This window comes from Dolichospermum sp. UHCC 0406 (assembly GCF_009712025.1).
Classification (GTDB): domain Bacteria; phylum Cyanobacteriota; class Cyanobacteriia; order Cyanobacteriales; family Nostocaceae; genus Dolichospermum; species Dolichospermum lemmermannii.
In genome coordinates, this window is record NZ_VILA01000002.1 from 17,780 (window position 1) to 33,091 (window position 15,312).

The following is a 15,312-nucleotide window of genomic DNA, read 5'->3' on the forward strand; positions in this document are numbered from 1 at the left end:
AGTGTGGGATTTAGCCCCGACGGACAACAACAACTGGCTTCTGGGAGTGATGACAAGACGATCAAAATCTGGGACGTAACCACAGGGAAAGTCCTCAATACCCTGAAAGGTCATGAGAGTACGGTCTGGAGTGTGGGATTTAGCCCCGACGGCAAAAAACTGGCTTCTGGGAGTGCTGACAAGACGATCATTTTATGGGATTTGGATTTAGATAATTTAGTCACCAGTGGTTGCAATTTGCTGAATAATTATTTGATTGGTAATCCTCAAGTGTTGGCAGAATTAAAGGATTGCCAAACTCCATCTCGGTTATTATTAGCAGCAACGGTGTTAGTGATCCAAGGTGAGAACTTGGCAGCAAATGATGATCTGAATGGGGCTGTGGCTAATTTCCGTCAAGCCAAAGAATGGGATAAAAATTTACAATTTGACCCCCAAGCAAAAGCACAGGAGTTTGCTAACAAAGGCAAAGCTAAACGCAAGTTAGCGGAGTGAGAAAGTGTTGTCCAAAAAGGGCAAATTAGGGATTTGAAGGCGGGGAAAAATCCCTTTACTGATGCGGTGTTGAAGGAATTAACCCCACCCCATTGGTGTCAACTTAGGCTACAGATGGCTTATTTGTTGGCTTCCACACCCACCCAGAAATGAATTTCCGGGCTAATAGCGAAAGTAAACTAAAGTTTACTCAAAAATTTCCGGGTTATTTAGTCATCTTCAGATGACTTCTGCTATTAGACTGGGAATTCATTCCCAGGTGGGCTATGGGTTTTAGGTTAAGTTGACACCAATGAAGCTCTTGCTTTACCCCTACGTTTAGAATCAAACAATCCAGCCGTTTCGAGTATAACTTGTGTGTACACGATAGCCTCACAAAGGGGAGGGGACTGGATTTTCTGGTTTCCCCCCAAAGTATCGAGGGATTAAAGGGGGTAATTATCGGATATCAACAATAATTAGCATATAGTAATCCTATTTGATTTGTGAACATTCCCAGAGTCAGATCCCCGACTTCTTAGAGGGTGTTTGAAAAGTCCCTCATGGTGTATCAAATATTTTCAGATCCCCCTAAATCCCCCTTTTTAAGGGGGACTTTGACTCTAGTTCCCCCCTTGCTAAGGGGGGTTAGGGGGGATCTGTAAGTGCCTAAAATCACAACCTAAAACTTTTCAAACATCCTCTTAGAGAAGTCGGGGATCTTGTTTTTCATAACTAATTTAGGATCGCTATATAGTCCAGGTGATTAAAAATTGCCTAATACAGTGTATATTAATAATTGACAAAATAATTAAAGGAGAATTTACCCCATGAACAAATTATTAGATGAAACCCTATCTCATGAAATTGCCAAAGCCATCAAAAGTAAAGCTAAAAAACCTTTTGATAATGCTTATAAAGCAGTTTTAATCACCCAAGGGGCAAAGTATATCCAAGGCTTTTTAGTATTTGCTGGTCAACCCTATAAACCAGTTGAACATGGTTGGATTGAAGTTAATGATGTAATTATAGATCCGACACTTCCCCATTTACAAAAAAATCCCCAAGAACTTTATTATTTTCCGGCTCAAGCTCTAAGTACCAAAAAACTCAAAGCCATTGTGGAAGAATCCAAAGAAGATTATCCAGAGGATGATCCTTTACCTATTTATGGTGAAGCCCCCTATGATTATTATGGTGATGTTATGTTGGGGGGGCTAGAATATTTGACAGCTTATCAAGCCGCACAGGCCAAATGTCAAGAAATCAATGGCTTAAATTTTGAAAAAAATTAGTCTCCCAGGGCAGAATTTCACATTATTTTTCTCCTAAATTGTTATTTATGGGCATCTCTCCATCTCCAACTAAATCCAATCCCGAATACCGTCGTCGAGAAAATGACTGGCGGTTATTTTTACGCTTAGTTCCCTATGGTCGTCGTCATGGCAAACTATTAGCAGTATCCATGTTAATGCTTGTTCCGATTGCTGTTGCTAGTGCTATCAAACCCCTATTAGTGGGACAGGCAATTTCGTTAATTCGCAAAGAACCAAGTACATATCAATTTCTGCAAAATATGCCTTTATGGCAAGGCTTAAATATCTTGATTGGAATGTTGCTCATTGCAACTACTATCCGCTTAGTATTAATAAGTGTCCAAGGTTATTTAGTGCAAAAATTAGGGCAAAAAATCACAGCAGATATTCGTGAGGATTTATTTACTCATGTAACATCTTTAGCTGTGCGGTTTTTTGATCAGACACCTGTAGGTAAATTGATTACTAGACTAACGAGTGATGTCGAAAGTTTAGGAGATGTTTTTTCCACTGGGGCTGTAGGCATTGTTTCTGATTTACTATCTATGGTAGTAATTGTAGGATTGATGTTTTCTATTCAATGGCAACTTGCTTCTTTGTTGATATTCATCCTGTTTCCAATAACTTGGTTGATGATTTATTTTCAACAGCGGTATCGAAGGGCTAATTATAAAACCAGGGAAGAACTTTCTGTACTCAATTCTCAACTTCAAGAAAATATTGTCGGGATTAATATAGTTCAATTATTTCGCCGCGAAAAATTTAATGTTGAGTTATTTCGAGCTGCTAACCAACGTTATATTAAGGAAGTAGATATTAGCATTTGGTATGATTCCGCAGTTTCTGCAACCTTAGAATGGGTTGGTTTAATTGCTATTGCTGGAGTATTATGGTTAGGTGGTTGGTTATTGTTAGATCAACAAATCTCCTTTGGGATTTTATCAGCATTTATTTTATATGCCCAACAATTTTTTGAACCATTACGGAATTTTGCGGAAAAGTTTACGGTGATTCAATCTGGGTTTACGGCTATTGAAAGAGTAGTGGATATTTTAGATGAACCTATCGAAATTAAAGATTACTCTCAGCCTCAAAGTGCAAATGTAGATTTTGAATTTGGCTATATTAATGAGATAGTTTCTAAGTTAGAATCTCAAGATTTTACACCCGTTCCGGCTTTGGGAGCAATTAAGTTTGAAAATGTTTCCTTTGCTTATAAAGATGATGATTATGTGATTAAGAATTTAGACTTTACCATTCACCCAGGGGAAAAGGTGGCTTTAGTTGGTCCCACAGGTGCGGGTAAAAGTTCAATTATTCGGCTGTTATGTCGTCTTTATGAACCAACCCAAGGACGCATTCTGATTGACGGTGTGGATATCCGCGAGATTCCTCAAGTGGAACTACGACGTTATATGACGGTGATTTTGCAAGAGGCGTTTTTGTTTGCTGGTGATGTTAAAAGTAATATTACTTTAGGTGATAATTACAGTTTTGCAGAAATTCAACAAGCAGCAGAAAAGACGAATGTAGCGACGTTTATTAACCAATTACCCCAAGGTTATGATACTCAATTACGAGAACGGGCGACAAATCTTTCTAGTGGACAAAAACAACTTTTAGCCTTTGCGCGGGCGGCTATTCGTAATCCCCAAATTTTGGTATTAGATGAAGCCACAGCTAGTTTAGATGTGGGGACGGAGGCTTTAGTTCAATCAGCTTTAAATCAGTTGTTAATCCAACGGACTTCAATTATTATTGCTCACCGTCTCTCAACAATTCGCAATGTAGACCGGATTTTTGTGTTGAAACGGGGGGAATTAATTGAACAGGGAAGTCATGAAGAATTGCTACAACAACAAGGATTTTATGCCACTTTGCACAATTTACAAATGTTAGGAGCTTAATCAAAGATCTTGAAATGCAATCAAGGGCGCATAGCCTGCGCCCCTATGGGTTTTAAGATTTAAGGAAAATCAAAAATTATATTTTTCAATCTATTTCTGTGGCTATTTTGTCCCCACGTTCGAGTTCCCAAAGAATTTGATTTCCTTCCCGTCTTACCCGTGAAACTATCCAATTTCGCCACCGCCATTCATCACCTCGGCTGGTAACGGCGCTAGAGTGAACACCCATTAAGTCTGCTAATTCTGAACTGGTAATTAGGTAGCCTTTTTCGGCAATTTCGTCTGCAATCCGTAAGGTTTCCACCAAGTTGCGAAGTTGTAAAACCCTGATTTCCGTGGGTTGTTCGTTGGTTGTAGTCGCAGTTGGTGTTGTAGATAGTTCCATAGTGCTTGTATCTGATGCAGACGGACTGCTTTCTAGTGTGTTTTTATTAGTTATTGTAGAGTTTATTGGATCATTAGATACTTTTGCTGGGCTTATTTCCCCAATTTTAGGTAAATTTTCGTGAAGAAGTCCAGGTAATAATTGTTTGAGGTGAGGGATTTTATGGTTGGCGAAGGAACGCGCAATGACATCACAGCGTTCATTGCCAATATTACCAGAATGTCCGCGAACGTGTTCCCATTGTACCAGTCGGCTATTGAGTTGATCCAGGATTTCTAGGAGGTCTTGGTTTTGAACGGGATTCCCATCTGCTTTTTTCCAGCCGTTCTTTTTCCAGCCTTTTACCCATTTTGTCACACAATCAATGACATATTTACTATCTGTGTACAGGGTAATAGGTTCAGTTTGTCGAGATGATTTGAAAAATTCCAAGGCAGCGATCGCAGCTTGCATTTCCATTTTATTATTAGTGGTGTGCTGGGATGAATCACCCATTTCATGCACTGAACCATCATGAAAATAGACAACTGTACCCCAACCACCAGGGCCAGGATTACCTGTGCAAGCGCCATCTGTATATATACTTTGAATTAGACTTTGGGTAGACATGATCAAATTAGAGAATTCTCAAGGATTGATATATTATTGATAACGATACATTAATTCTAAGTTCACAACTTCATTAGTGAAACCCCACTGTTGATAAAATGGTATCATCTCTGGTAAACAGAACAAAGCCATATTTTCAACTTCTTTTAATTGGGGATGATTAACGACTTCATCTAATAACTTAGCACCAAATCCCATTTTTCTGTAACTAGGTTTAACAATGACATCATAAAGAACTCCGCGATAAACAAAATCAGTCAAAATACGACAAAAAGCAATTAGTTCTTTTTCCTCATTTACTAAAGCGATGATAATATCAGATGCAGCTAACATTTTGACAACACCTGGATATGTTCGGTTGTGACTCCAGAACTCATTTTTGTATAATTCCACAAGTTCGGAAATTTGGGTTTCATCTAATTGATTAACAACTTGGTAATTCATTTTTTTGATTTTATCAATCCTGTAAATCTCAAGCAGAAATTAAATTTATCTTTTTACGAAAAGCTGAAAATTGACGGCTGAATGCTGACAATATAAACGGTATTTTTGCTCTCATTTTTTCAGCATAAGCTTGATATTCTGCTATTTGTTGTTTAATTTCCGAAAAATGATCATGGTAATAATTAACTTAAATTAAAAAAAATTAACATAGATGACAAATCATAACTAACATCATCTTTTATTAATTTCATTAGACACAATTAGTTGTATGATATGAATGATAGGCAACCTGGTTGTCACTTCACGTAGTTAGGCGTAAATAAACTTAATATTAATCACTCTTCTGCTTGTTGGTATTAGTTTTACTGCTAATCAGTTAATTTATGCCTAAATACTTAACTTGGTTATTTAGCACATCAGAAAAAAACATTCTGATAGCTTGCCTGACGCAGCCATAGCTCAATACTAGCAGCAAAAACCACAAAAACCTTCACGACAAAGACGGAAAAATGATCCAAAAAATTTTGTTGGCTGTCTCCGGTTTAGGACACGCGGAAGAAATGCTCAAGAACTTGAAAGAACTACCTTCATTTCGAGGAGCAAAGGTCACAGTTCTCCACGTTGTCACCCCACAAAGCACTGCGGCTGTAATGACCGACAAATGGGAAGAAGGGGGCAAAATTCTCGCTAAGGCTATTCAGTATTTAAACTTAGACCCCAGCCAAGTTTCTTCTATTTTACGTCAAGGTGATCCCAAGGATGTAGTTTGTCAAGTCGCTGACGAAATGGAAGCTGACTTGATTATTATGGGTTCACGGGGAATGAAGCGGCTACAATCTATTTTCTCCAATTCCGTCAGTCAGTACGTTTTCCAACTGTCTTCCCGTCCCATGTTGCTAGTGAAAGATGACATTTATGTCAAAAACATTAAGCGCATTATGGTGGCCATGGATAATTCTGAATCTGCCAAAAACTCTTTAAATTTGGCTTTGTTCTTACTTAGGGGTGTTGCGGGTGGACAATTGGTTTTAGCTAATGTTAATGCAGATTTAGGTGGTAAATTATCAGGTATTACTGATCTTAAACCAGAGAGAAATTCTGTGTTAGGAATGGCTGTGGCAGAGGCAGAAAAGCAATCTGTAGCAGTGCGTTGTATTACTAGCAGTGGTAAACCTGGGGAAGAAATTTGTCGTTTAACTAATGAGTTGAATATAGACTTATTATTGATTGGTTCCCCGGACCGTCGCCCATCTATTGCTAAGAGTTTTGTTGATATAGATCGGCTCATTGGCTCGTCTTTATCTGACTATGTTCGTGTTAATGCTACCTGTCCAGTTCTCTTGGCACGCACTATTGGATAATGTCTTCATATTAGCGATGACTAAATAAAAACCCCTACACTATATGAGTTTAGGGGGGTTTTTATTTTATAGCCCAAGTATTAACTATCTTTTCCACCGATTTTAAAATGCTCACAAAAGCTAATAGCTGTTCGCAAGGCTGTTAATTAACCTTCAGTCTTGGAGGTTTGGATGTAAAGCATGATTAAAAACACGGCGGGTACTAATACGAACAAAATGCTCGCTACGAAACCCAAATCATTAACTTGCATAGCAAGATAGCCTTTTGTGTAATTTCGAGTCAACTATTCTAGAATAGCATCATCCATGACAGAGTGAAGCCAAATTTTTTTATCAGCCTTTAAGGTTTGGTGATAACAGTCACGGGTCCATTAACTAAGGTTTGACAAGCGAGACGGTAGTTATCAGGCTTGTTTTTGAATTTTTTGGTTTCTAAATCTGTACGCGGAGACAGGTTTTCTAATCCTTCAGTGATTTGGACAACGCAAGTAGTACATTGTCCAGCACCACCACAATTGGTCATTTTGCCGAAAAATTTATATATATCAATGCCATTTTCTACAGCTTTAAGTCGGAGATTAGCACCATCTGCGGCGACTATTTCTTGATTTTCTTTAACAAATTTGATATTTCCCATCGTAGCTTCCTGGTAATTTAGTATGTGACTGGATTAATTATATGGATTTCTTGCAAAATATTAAGAACTATTAATTTTACCAAAAAATAGGACAGGTGGATGTTACCTGTCCAAAAAATTGGCAATGGGTAATTTATCTAAAACCCACTGCTGCTTGCCAAACAAATGCAAGTAACAAGAAGAAGACGGGAATAACAGGTAAAACATCTACCAAGGGGTCGAAGATTTGGTAAGCTTCAGGCAATTTCGCTAGTAATAGTGCTGCTTCCATGTTTGTTTAAATCCACCTAATAATCAAATACAGATTTTATATGCGAGATATATTTTATCATGATTAGCTCAATGATCAGTCCTCAGTTTTTTCTAAATCAATTGCTGATGGTTCTAACCAATGACCAAAATCGGTAACAAAACGATCGCTCAAAATTGATGCGCGAATCTTTTGAGTAAAGCGAATTAATTCGGTGATGTTATGAATAGTCAACAAAGTATATGCTAATATTTCCTGCGATCGCACTAAATGAGATAAATAAGCCCGACTGAAATTTTCACAGGTGTAACAAGGGCAATCTGCATCCAATGGTGTAAAATCTTCACGAAACTTAGCATTTTTGATATTCCAGCGTTCACCGGAGACAATAGCCGTTCCATGTCTAGCCCAGCGGGTGGGAATAACGCAATCAAATAAATCTACACCAGAAGCGATCGCAATGGCCATTTCTCGATAAGTTCCCACACCCATCAAATAACGGGGTTTATTCAGCGGTAACAACGGCGCTGTAGTTTGGACAATTTGCGCCATTAAATCCGTTGGTTCACCCACGCTGACCCCACCAATGGCATATCCCGGCATATCCAACTGCGCCAATTCTTGAGCAGCACGGGCGCGTAAGTCTAAATATACTCCCCCCTGGACAATGGGAAACAATGCCTGATCCTGGCGTTGATGGGCGGATATAGAGCGTTTTAACCAGCGATAGGTTCGGTCAGTGGCGGCTTCAACTTCCTGACGAGTGGCAGGATAGGGAGGACATTCATCAAAAGCCATGATCACATCCGCCCCTAAAATATTCTGAATTTCAATAGAGCGTTCTGGCGTTAATTTAATGATTTGCCCATCATGAGGAGAACGGAAAGTTACACCTTCTTCAGTAATTTTCCGCATTTCGCTCAGACTGAAAACCTGAAATCCACCGGAATCGGTGAGCATGGGACCAGACCAACCCATGAACTTATGTAATCCACCACCACCAGCAACAATGGCTTCTCCCGGTTGGAGATGTAAATGATAGGTATTAGCTAAAACCATCTGCGCTCCTGTTGCTCCCAGTTGGGCAGGGGTGATAGTTTTGACATTAGCTAATGTTCCCACAGGCATAAACCTGGGTGTTTCTACAATTCCGTGGGGAGTAGAAAATATTCCGGCTCTAGCTTTGGTCTGGCTACAGGTAGCGAGACTTTCAAAGGAAAAATTGGCGCTCAAGGCAAAAATACTAGTTAGCTAAATTTATCCATCAACTTAACATTTTTGGTGTTACTTAGGGCGTTCGTGGGGGTTTTTGTCTTGTGAGGGTCATACCCCGCAATCCACTATGACCCCAAAGAGGATATGATTTTTTTGTTAGGGTTTGCTAATACCGTAGGGGGATCTACAATTCCTACGTTGTTACATCCTTTCTTTTTCTCCTTCTTCTGACTCCTGACTCCTGACTTCTGACTCCTGACTCCTGACTCCTTTAAAAAGAATCACAGCAGTCGTCATCAATTTCCGCATCCCATCTAGCTGCTAGGACTTGATCCATCATCGCTTCTATAACCGTAACGTTAAATTGGCGATCGCGTCTTGCTTGTAAAGGAGTAGAAAGAGGAATCAACCGTAAACACATTTCCTCTTGAACTAAGTCGAAGTAGGTTTCTTGTTGTGGGGATAGTTTTAACTCCAGATAATCAAAACTATCCACATTCACATATAGTGCATTATTGGTGACTAAGGTAGAGCGATGGGAATTAGCGAATACTTCCATTACATCCCCGTCACCCTCACTCAGTAGCTTATTTTCTTGGGTGTAAATGTAGTGGACTCTACCTAAATCATTCAGCAATCGGCGGATATCGAGTTTGTTGACAACTATGCCCATGTTGACTATGCACGGGGCTGGCGTTTTGGTGTGGGGTAGATGATTACTCATAGAGAAATAGCGGTTTATGAAAGGTGAGTGACAACGCAGCCAGACTATCAATAAGATGGATTGTTAATTTCCCATAGTTCCAAAATATCAAGTTTAGGAGGCGATCGTCTCATCTTTTGAGGTAGATTGTCAGCCTGGGAGTGATTTATGATGAGAACATTTATATTCATGAATACTGGAAGTATTTAGCTAATTGAACTCTTTCTAAAGTATGGCTAATGTTTTGCGCTGGTGGCAACAGCAATTGCTAAATTTAGTTGCGGCTGTGATTTTCTATACAGCTATTCCCTTACCCTATCTGCAAAATTTGGACTTCCAGAAGGTTGCTTGTTTTGCACCGGTGATTGGGTTGATGATTGGGGGGATTTTAGGTGGATTAGATACGGGAATGAATTATTTGGGTGTCCCCGTGCTAACTCGTAATGCTTTGGTAGTAGGTGCGTGGATAGCAATTACGGGAGGGTTACATTTAGATGGTGCGATGGATACGGCTGATGGTTTAGCAGTAGGTGATTCTGAACGTAGATTGCAGGTAATGATGGATAGTGCTACTGGTGCATTTGGGGCAATGTCTGCTATTATGATTATTATTTTGAAAATTACTGCTTTAACAGATATAGCCGAAAATCATTATTTAGTGTTAATGGCTGGTTGTGGCTGGGGACGTTGGGGACAACAAATGGCTATTTGTCAATATCCTTATCTAAAACCAACTGGTAAGGGTGCATTTCATAAACTAGCTATTCGTTCTTATTTAGATTTATTACCAAGTTTATTTTTATTGTTAGGTTTGAGTGCTGTTGTTTGGTTAATTAATCCCCATAAGTTAGTTTTATCTGTGGGGATGGTTTTGACTGGAAGTGTGATTTCTGTTGTTACCGCAGCTTGGTTTGATTATAAGTTGGGTGGACATACGGGAGATACTTATGGGGCTGTGGTGGAGTGGACTGAAGCGTTGTTTTTGTGTGTAATTAGCACTATCTCGACTTAGAAGACAGAGTGATAAAAAATATATCTACCAGTTTGTTGCATAATTTTTTTAGCAAAGTCTTTTAATGTAACTCTTGTGACACTTTTTTGATTAGAAATAACTCATTGATGATATTCGGTATGGTGCTATTGAGCCGAAATCTTGAGGAAAGGATAAATATAGCCTGGAAAAGCCAAATTGATGAAAGAGGGTTATTGAGTAGTTGCCTGTAAACCAACTATGAAGTTAATTTAGTGTATTTTGTAACTATAATTTATAACTAAAATGTCTGTTTTAAATATTTTAAATACTAAAATTTTTGTATGCTAAAACTGAAACCAAAAAGCAATGAAGGATAAAAGGATTATGTTGAAAGATATTAGAAAACTTTTCAGATTTTTTAGTCCATCTTCTAAACTTGGAACTGGGTACAAAAAGTTTTGGTATCTGGCTATTTTTGCTATTCTTGTAATATTGATAACTACAATAATTAAGACAAGCTTTTTTTCAAAAAATGATTATTGTGGAGACAAACAACTTAGTTGTCAAGTATGGAATAGAATTACTACTTTAGAGTGGGCTTTGTTTACTGCTTCACTAGTACAAATTTTTACTCGCGTAGCTGAAATTTGGTCAACACAAGATAAAAAAATAGCATTCGATGATTTTTTTGGGTTTGATTCTTATCCTATAAATAATAAGAATGATGTTGCAATTGTAATCCCAGATTTCCCATTGAAATCTTTAGAAAATGTAATAAATCACATACTAAAAAATCCTAATTTTAATAATAGTGAAAATTATTTTCCAAAAGAATTTTTAATTAATCATATAATACTTCATATTCAGGCTTTTCCGATGTCGTTTTTTAAAGAAATAATAACCGGTTTATATGAAGAATACAGGAGAGATCCCGATAAATTGTTAGAAAAAATAATGAACAATATCGACATAATGGAGAATCAGAATATCGACAAGAATAAGTTAAAAAAATTAATAGAATACTTATATACCTCCAACTATATAACTGACAACGACAGATATGAAAATATAGATGTAGATAATATAATGGATGAAATACAATACATAGTAGAAAATCCAAATCTTAAACTCTCGGACTTGATATCTAAAATTCTTAAAAATATTCAATATTCCAGGAACACTCTAGACAGTGAATATGCAAAAGAGATAAGAGAAGCTTATATCAAGAAAATTATTAGGATAAATTTCAAAAGTTATCCTAATATTAATATTAAGGACACAATAGATAAAGCAATGACGATATTTAAGATAGATAAAAATATGTTAAAAGAAGATGAAATAGATAAATATGCAAAATACCTTGCACAGAAAATTAAACACAGTGATCTAGAACAAAATACTGGTAAAAAATTAAGTGAACTTAACTTTGTGGCAACTTCAGATACAAAATCTCTCTGTTATATCACTAGTTTATTGGCAGCGAAAGAATATATTATAGACAAAATTCATACAGATGATATCGACATTTCCGAAATCGAAAAATATCAATATAAAAGTCTAATTATTTTAGGTTTATTTTCTAATAAATTAGTATCTCATTTTGAAACAAATAATCGCTTATTTACGTTAGATACTACAGATACTAGAAACAAGAAAATTATTATAAATATAAATAGTTCGCCCGGTAAAAAAGTGTCATACCAAGATGACTCTGATAATGGTACTAACGTTTTTTGGGGATTAATATGCAAAACTAAGATAAATGAAAAACAAGTAACAATTGTTGGTGGTATATCATCGGAAGGAACATTAGAAACTGCAAAATTCTTAAAAAAAGATTGGGAAAAGGTATCAGAAAAACTGACGAAGAAGATTAAAGAAAATAACCGAGAATTATCTAATGTGGAATGTGTCATAATGATAAAAATAACCAAAGACAATCAAGATATTGATGACATATATTATATTTAATTAAGGACGTACGCCGACAATAACAAGGGATGTCTTGTAGTACAATTGATAGTAATAATGATCGCCCAATTGGTTGAGATTAATCCATACTAAAAACTGTTCAGGGAATTTATAAAGATGGAAAAATCCAACTTGCTGAAATACCAAAGGACATTCACGAAGGCACTGTATTAGCTACATTTCTAGAAAACAAAACTAGAACTTGGTCAAATCTAATTTTGCAACATCAAGGTTTTGCAGATAGTATTACCTTTGAGTCCTATCGAAACGAATTGCTGCCACCTGATGAAACCATATTTTCAGTTTAATATTTTTAATTGAATTTATGCAATATTTACTTGATACTTGTGTAGCTAAATATCGCCAAATTGTCCGCGAGTTACTAATTTCTCATGCGACAATAAACGAGCCAAATAATGTTAGAATAAAATCACCCCTCTTAGATTTAGCTATGCGTGCGATTGAAACCACTGGTATCCTAAATACCCAAGGGCAAATCAAACTTGATCATCCCATTCCCCAAGCAAAGGACAGGGTTGTGCGCGTTATTCTTTTAATGCCAGAAGATGAACTTAATGAACAAACTTGGTTAGATGCTGTTTCCAATAACCCTAGCTTTGCTTTTCTGCATGATCCAGAAGAAGATATTTATACCCTGAAAGATGGACAACCTGTAGCTCATGAAGGGTAAAATCGTTTTAATTCAATTTCCCTTTGACGATTTATCTTCCAGTAAAGTCCGTCCTGCCTATTGTCTAACCAATACAATTGGAGCATATCAGCACATTATTTTTGCCCTAATCACCAGCCGTATTCCCGAAAATCCCCTTCATACAGATATTATTCTCAGACCAGAAAATCCAGATTTTATTATGAGTGGTCTTCGCAAATCATCAACCATCAGACTTGATCATTTGGTAACACTTCGATTGATGTTTCTCGGATTGTGGCATATCGTGGTAGTCTGACATCAGACATATAAGTTTTTTCAATCTCTCTTTTTCAAAAAAATCACATCCTTGTGTTTATTGAGAATATTCTGAGTTAATTCTCAAGATTATTGAGAATGTAATCAATAAGCTAACGAGTTTACTAGGGTATTGACATCTTGAAATTTTGTGCTATTGTCAAGATATATAATTAGCGGATTTTTATATTCAAAATTGATGTTCCAAAATCCAGGGAAAAAATTCCCTGTCTTATAGCTAAAGTCGGTTAAAACCGACTATTGAAAACATAAAATTTTATTTTCTTAGTTTTATTGAGTATAATCTGTGATAAATTAATCAAAAACTGCCTGCTTCTGCTTCATATATGATTACTTGAATTTTCATAATTTATTTCGTTTAACTCGTCAATTCAATTATACCCAATTAAGGATGGATTGAACGCGCAAACCCTACTTCACAGGTTGCAGTTTTGTCACCTTGAGTTTAAACTTCCCTACCCCAGTTTCCCCAAAAGAATGAACGCGCACAATGTAAGTTCCTGTTTCTGTAATGCGGGTAAATAATAGAGAATTACTTGTACCGTCGGGAGCATCATCATTTTCTCCTGCTGTTGAACCATTGGGTGCTAATAGTGTAATAATGCTGTCAAAGTTTTCCGATGACAAATCAATAGATAAATTATCACCCTGATTTAATTTGATTGCATAATCACGAGCAAATCCCCCTTGTCCTGTGGGAATATCTTTGTTTGATAAGGTATCAGAAATTTCTGTCAAATTAGTTAACGGAATAGGGCTATATAACTTATTTTGTGCTGAGGCTGTTTTGATCCAAATCCCCATTGTTAGCAATGTAATAGGAATAATTAAGATGTTTCTGAAACCCACTGCAAAAATCTTTTTCATAAATTGAAATACTGTTCCCAGAAATACAGGGTAACTAATCTAATATAGCTTGATTTTTATTTATTTGTCGTGGCAACAGCAGCTACACCCAAGACTGTAATTTGATGTTGTTCAAGAGTCTGTACAGCAGCTTTAACAGTAGCACCAGTAGTATAAATATCATCCACTAATAAGATTGGTATATGGGGATGACGACGCAAATCTTTACCAATCACAAAAGCATTTACTAAATTTTCTTGTCTTTGAACTGCGGATAAACTAAATTGTGCTTTGGTTTCCTTGATGCGTTCTAAACCATTGATTTTCAATTTGTATCCTGTCACATTACAAAAACCTTCAGCTATTAATGCAGCTTGATTAAAACCCCGTTGTTTTTGTTTTTTGGGGTGCATAGGGATAGGAACAACTAAAAGCTGTTGTTGTGGTTGCGGTGAATGTAATAACCATGATTCCCCTAACCATTCTCCTAACACATAACCAATTTGTGGCTGATTCTCATATTTTAATGCAGCGATCGCTCTTTTGACTGCACCACCATAATTTCCCCACACAAATATTGGTAATGGTTGTTTCCATAAATAAGCAGGATTTTGTTTGTGACAACTTTGAATTTGTTTGATGCAATATGGACAAAGTTCCCTGGGTGTAGGACGTTGACACAGGGGACAAGAGGATTTAAGAAAAAGACTCAGAAGGTTTTGGAATATCTTGATCATAGATATTTTACATAGACTAAATCACATCTGCTAGTTTCTACACCTGTTGTTGGTAGATAACCATTACTTTCATAAAGTTTAACAGCTTCAGCTAAAATACTGGCGGTTTCAATCCAAATTTGCTTAAATCCCCGTAAAGCAATTGCTGTTTCTAGTTGTTGTAATAAATATTTGCCTAATCCTAAACCGCGCACTTTTGGTAAAAGGTACATTTTTCTAATTTCTACCGCTTTTTCGCCGCGATTTATGGGATAATAGGCAGCAGTCCCGACAATCTGATTTTGATGTTCAATTACCCAAAATTCTCCACCAGTTGCTAAATAATATTCTTCAATATTTAATACATCCTTGTCTGCTGCTTCCGGTTGCCAAGGTAAACCGTATTCTGATAATACAGAACTAATAACTGTGGGTGCAAAAATGCGGTCTTTTTCTTGCCAATTGCGAATGATAAAATCTTGGTATTGATACATAAATTTAGTCCATTAAATTAGAA

At 36.9% G+C, this 15,312-nt stretch carries 18 protein-coding genes; 8 read left to right on the top strand and 10 right to left on the bottom strand.

Annotated features, from left to right (window positions below):
* The 3 genes from FJR09_RS02375 to FJR09_RS02385 all read left to right on the top strand — a co-directional run.
* A partial coding sequence (locus FJR09_RS02375) for a WD40 repeat domain-containing protein (RefSeq protein WP_371725015.1) occupies positions 1–495 on the top strand: 495 nt, incomplete at its 5' end.
* Positions 496–1,304: 809 nt separating this feature from the next.
* Entirely contained in the window at positions 1,305–1,769 is a 465-nt protein-coding gene (locus FJR09_RS02380) for a hypothetical protein (protein ID WP_168651125.1), read from the top strand.
* A gap of 47 nt (positions 1,770–1,816) precedes the next feature.
* A complete protein-coding gene (locus tag FJR09_RS02385; protein WP_168652608.1) occupies positions 1,817–3,697 on the top strand; it encodes an ABC transporter ATP-binding protein in 1,881 nt (626 codons plus the stop codon).
* Between the two features lie 85 nt (positions 3,698–3,782).
* Here FJR09_RS02385 and rnhA read toward each other — a convergent pair whose 3' ends face one another.
* Together rnhA and FJR09_RS02395 are read right to left on the bottom strand one after the other, a co-directional pair.
* Complete coding sequence (gene rnhA / locus FJR09_RS02390; protein ID WP_015079943.1) at positions 3,783–4,691, bottom strand: ribonuclease HI; 909 nt, start codon at positions 4,689–4,691, stop codon at positions 3,783–3,785.
* A 33-nt stretch (positions 4,692–4,724) separates the two neighbouring features.
* Complete coding sequence (locus FJR09_RS02395; RefSeq protein ID WP_015079944.1) at positions 4,725–5,135, bottom strand: GNAT family N-acetyltransferase; 411 nt, start codon at positions 5,133–5,135, stop codon at positions 4,725–4,727.
* Positions 5,136–5,644: 509 nt separating this feature from the next.
* Here FJR09_RS02395 and FJR09_RS02400 point away from each other — a divergent pair.
* Positions 5,645–6,496 carry a universal stress protein gene (locus FJR09_RS02400; RefSeq protein ID WP_015079945.1) on the top strand — a complete coding sequence of 284 codons (852 nt, stop codon included), beginning with the start codon at positions 5,645–5,647 and terminating at the stop codon, positions 6,494–6,496.
* 146 nt (positions 6,497–6,642) lie between these two features.
* On the opposite strand, the gene psbM is transcribed toward FJR09_RS02400, so the two are convergent.
* The 5 genes from psbM to FJR09_RS02425 all read right to left on the bottom strand — a co-directional run bounded on the left by psbM (position 6,643) and on the right by FJR09_RS02425 (position 9,322).
* Positions 6,643–6,747 (bottom strand): photosystem II reaction center protein PsbM, encoded by a 105-nt coding sequence (gene psbM, locus FJR09_RS02405; RefSeq protein WP_015079946.1) that lies wholly within the window; start codon positions 6,745–6,747, stop codon positions 6,643–6,645.
* Between the two features lie 89 nt (positions 6,748–6,836).
* Positions 6,837–7,133: a 2Fe-2S iron-sulfur cluster-binding protein gene (locus FJR09_RS02410; RefSeq protein ID WP_015079947.1), complete on the bottom strand. Its 297-nt coding sequence runs from the start codon at positions 7,131–7,133 to the stop codon at positions 6,837–6,839.
* Positions 7,134–7,266: 133 nt separating this feature from the next.
* Positions 7,267–7,404 carry a photosystem II reaction center protein K gene (locus tag FJR09_RS02415; protein ID WP_006195022.1) on the bottom strand — a complete coding sequence of 46 codons (138 nt, stop codon included), beginning with the start codon at positions 7,402–7,404 and terminating at the stop codon, positions 7,267–7,269.
* 75 nt (positions 7,405–7,479) lie between these two features.
* Entirely contained in the window at positions 7,480–8,616 is a 1,137-nt protein-coding gene (gene tgt, locus FJR09_RS02420) for a tRNA guanosine(34) transglycosylase Tgt (RefSeq protein WP_015079948.1), read from the bottom strand.
* 253 nt (positions 8,617–8,869) lie between these two features.
* On the bottom strand, positions 8,870–9,322 hold the full coding sequence (locus FJR09_RS02425; RefSeq protein ID WP_168652609.1) for a hypothetical protein: 453 nt from the start codon (positions 9,320–9,322) through the stop codon (positions 8,870–8,872).
* A gap of 211 nt (positions 9,323–9,533) precedes the next feature.
* Between FJR09_RS02425 and cobS the strand changes: the two genes are divergently transcribed.
* The 4 genes from cobS (at position 9,534) to FJR09_RS02450 (ending at position 13,213) form a co-directional block, all read left to right on the top strand.
* Positions 9,534–10,313 carry an adenosylcobinamide-GDP ribazoletransferase gene (cobS, locus tag FJR09_RS02430; RefSeq protein ID WP_168652610.1) on the top strand — a complete coding sequence of 260 codons (780 nt, stop codon included), beginning with the start codon at positions 9,534–9,536 and terminating at the stop codon, positions 10,311–10,313.
* A gap of 345 nt (positions 10,314–10,658) precedes the next feature.
* Entirely contained in the window at positions 10,659–12,245 is a 1,587-nt protein-coding gene (locus FJR09_RS02435) for a hypothetical protein (RefSeq protein ID WP_168652611.1), read from the top strand.
* 325 nt (positions 12,246–12,570) lie between these two features.
* Positions 12,571–12,936 (top strand): hypothetical protein, encoded by a 366-nt coding sequence (locus FJR09_RS02445; protein WP_200863818.1) that lies wholly within the window; start codon positions 12,571–12,573, stop codon positions 12,934–12,936.
* A complete protein-coding gene (locus tag FJR09_RS02450) occupies positions 12,926–13,213 on the top strand; it encodes a type II toxin-antitoxin system PemK/MazF family toxin (protein WP_015079952.1) in 288 nt (95 codons plus the stop codon). Before FJR09_RS02445 ends, FJR09_RS02450 begins: the two co-directional genes overlap by 11 nt.
* Before the next feature lie 431 nt (positions 13,214–13,644).
* On the opposite strand, the gene FJR09_RS02455 is transcribed toward FJR09_RS02450, so the two are convergent.
* From FJR09_RS02455 to FJR09_RS02465, 3 genes are read right to left on the bottom strand one after another with little or no spacing between them, the layout of a single operon-like run.
* Positions 13,645–14,100 (bottom strand): PPC domain-containing protein, encoded by a 456-nt coding sequence (locus FJR09_RS02455; protein WP_015079953.1) that lies wholly within the window; start codon positions 14,098–14,100, stop codon positions 13,645–13,647.
* Between the two features lie 56 nt (positions 14,101–14,156).
* Positions 14,157–14,816 (bottom strand): ComF family protein, encoded by a 660-nt coding sequence (locus FJR09_RS02460; protein ID WP_168652612.1) that lies wholly within the window; start codon positions 14,814–14,816, stop codon positions 14,157–14,159.
* On the bottom strand, positions 14,813–15,289 hold the full coding sequence (locus tag FJR09_RS02465; RefSeq protein ID WP_168652613.1) for a GNAT family N-acetyltransferase: 477 nt from the start codon (positions 15,287–15,289) through the stop codon (positions 14,813–14,815). The genes FJR09_RS02460 and FJR09_RS02465 overlap by 4 nt, the downstream gene beginning before the upstream one ends.
* Positions 15,290–15,312: the final 23 nt, after the last annotated feature.

Excerpts from the sequence above, each read along its gene's own strand:
- FJR09_RS02380 (WP_168651125.1), top strand. The coding sequence starts at position 1,305 with ATGAACAAATTATTAGATGAAACCCTATCTCATGAAATTGCCAAAGCC.
- FJR09_RS02385 (WP_168652608.1), top strand. The coding sequence starts at position 1,817 with ATGGGCATCTCTCCATCTCCAACTAAATCCAATCCCGAATACCGTCGT.
- rnhA (WP_015079943.1), bottom strand. The coding sequence starts at position 4,691 with ATGTCTACCCAAAGTCTAATTCAAAGTATATATACAGATGGCGCTTGC.
- FJR09_RS02395 (WP_015079944.1), bottom strand. The coding sequence starts at position 5,135 with ATGAATTACCAAGTTGTTAATCAATTAGATGAAACCCAAATTTCCGAA.
- FJR09_RS02400 (WP_015079945.1), top strand. The coding sequence starts at position 5,645 with ATGATCCAAAAAATTTTGTTGGCTGTCTCCGGTTTAGGACACGCGGAA.
- psbM (WP_015079946.1), bottom strand. The coding sequence starts at position 6,747 with ATGCAAGTTAATGATTTGGGTTTCGTAGCGAGCATTTTGTTCGTATTA.
- FJR09_RS02410 (WP_015079947.1), bottom strand. The coding sequence starts at position 7,133 with ATGGGAAATATCAAATTTGTTAAAGAAAATCAAGAAATAGTCGCCGCA.
- FJR09_RS02415 (WP_006195022.1), bottom strand. The coding sequence starts at position 7,404 with ATGGAAGCAGCACTATTACTAGCGAAATTGCCTGAAGCTTACCAAATC.
- FJR09_RS02425 (WP_168652609.1), bottom strand. The coding sequence starts at position 9,322 with ATGAGTAATCATCTACCCCACACCAAAACGCCAGCCCCGTGCATAGTC.
- cobS (WP_168652610.1), top strand. The coding sequence starts at position 9,534 with ATGGCTAATGTTTTGCGCTGGTGGCAACAGCAATTGCTAAATTTAGTT.
- FJR09_RS02435 (WP_168652611.1), top strand. The coding sequence starts at position 10,659 with ATGTTGAAAGATATTAGAAAACTTTTCAGATTTTTTAGTCCATCTTCT.
- FJR09_RS02445 (WP_200863818.1), top strand. The coding sequence starts at position 12,571 with ATGCAATATTTACTTGATACTTGTGTAGCTAAATATCGCCAAATTGTC.
- FJR09_RS02450 (WP_015079952.1), top strand. The coding sequence starts at position 12,926 with ATGAAGGGTAAAATCGTTTTAATTCAATTTCCCTTTGACGATTTATCT.
- FJR09_RS02455 (WP_015079953.1), bottom strand. The coding sequence starts at position 14,100 with ATGAAAAAGATTTTTGCAGTGGGTTTCAGAAACATCTTAATTATTCCT.
- FJR09_RS02460 (WP_168652612.1), bottom strand. The coding sequence starts at position 14,816 with ATGATCAAGATATTCCAAAACCTTCTGAGTCTTTTTCTTAAATCCTCT.
- FJR09_RS02465 (WP_168652613.1), bottom strand. The coding sequence starts at position 15,289 with ATGTATCAATACCAAGATTTTATCATTCGCAATTGGCAAGAAAAAGAC.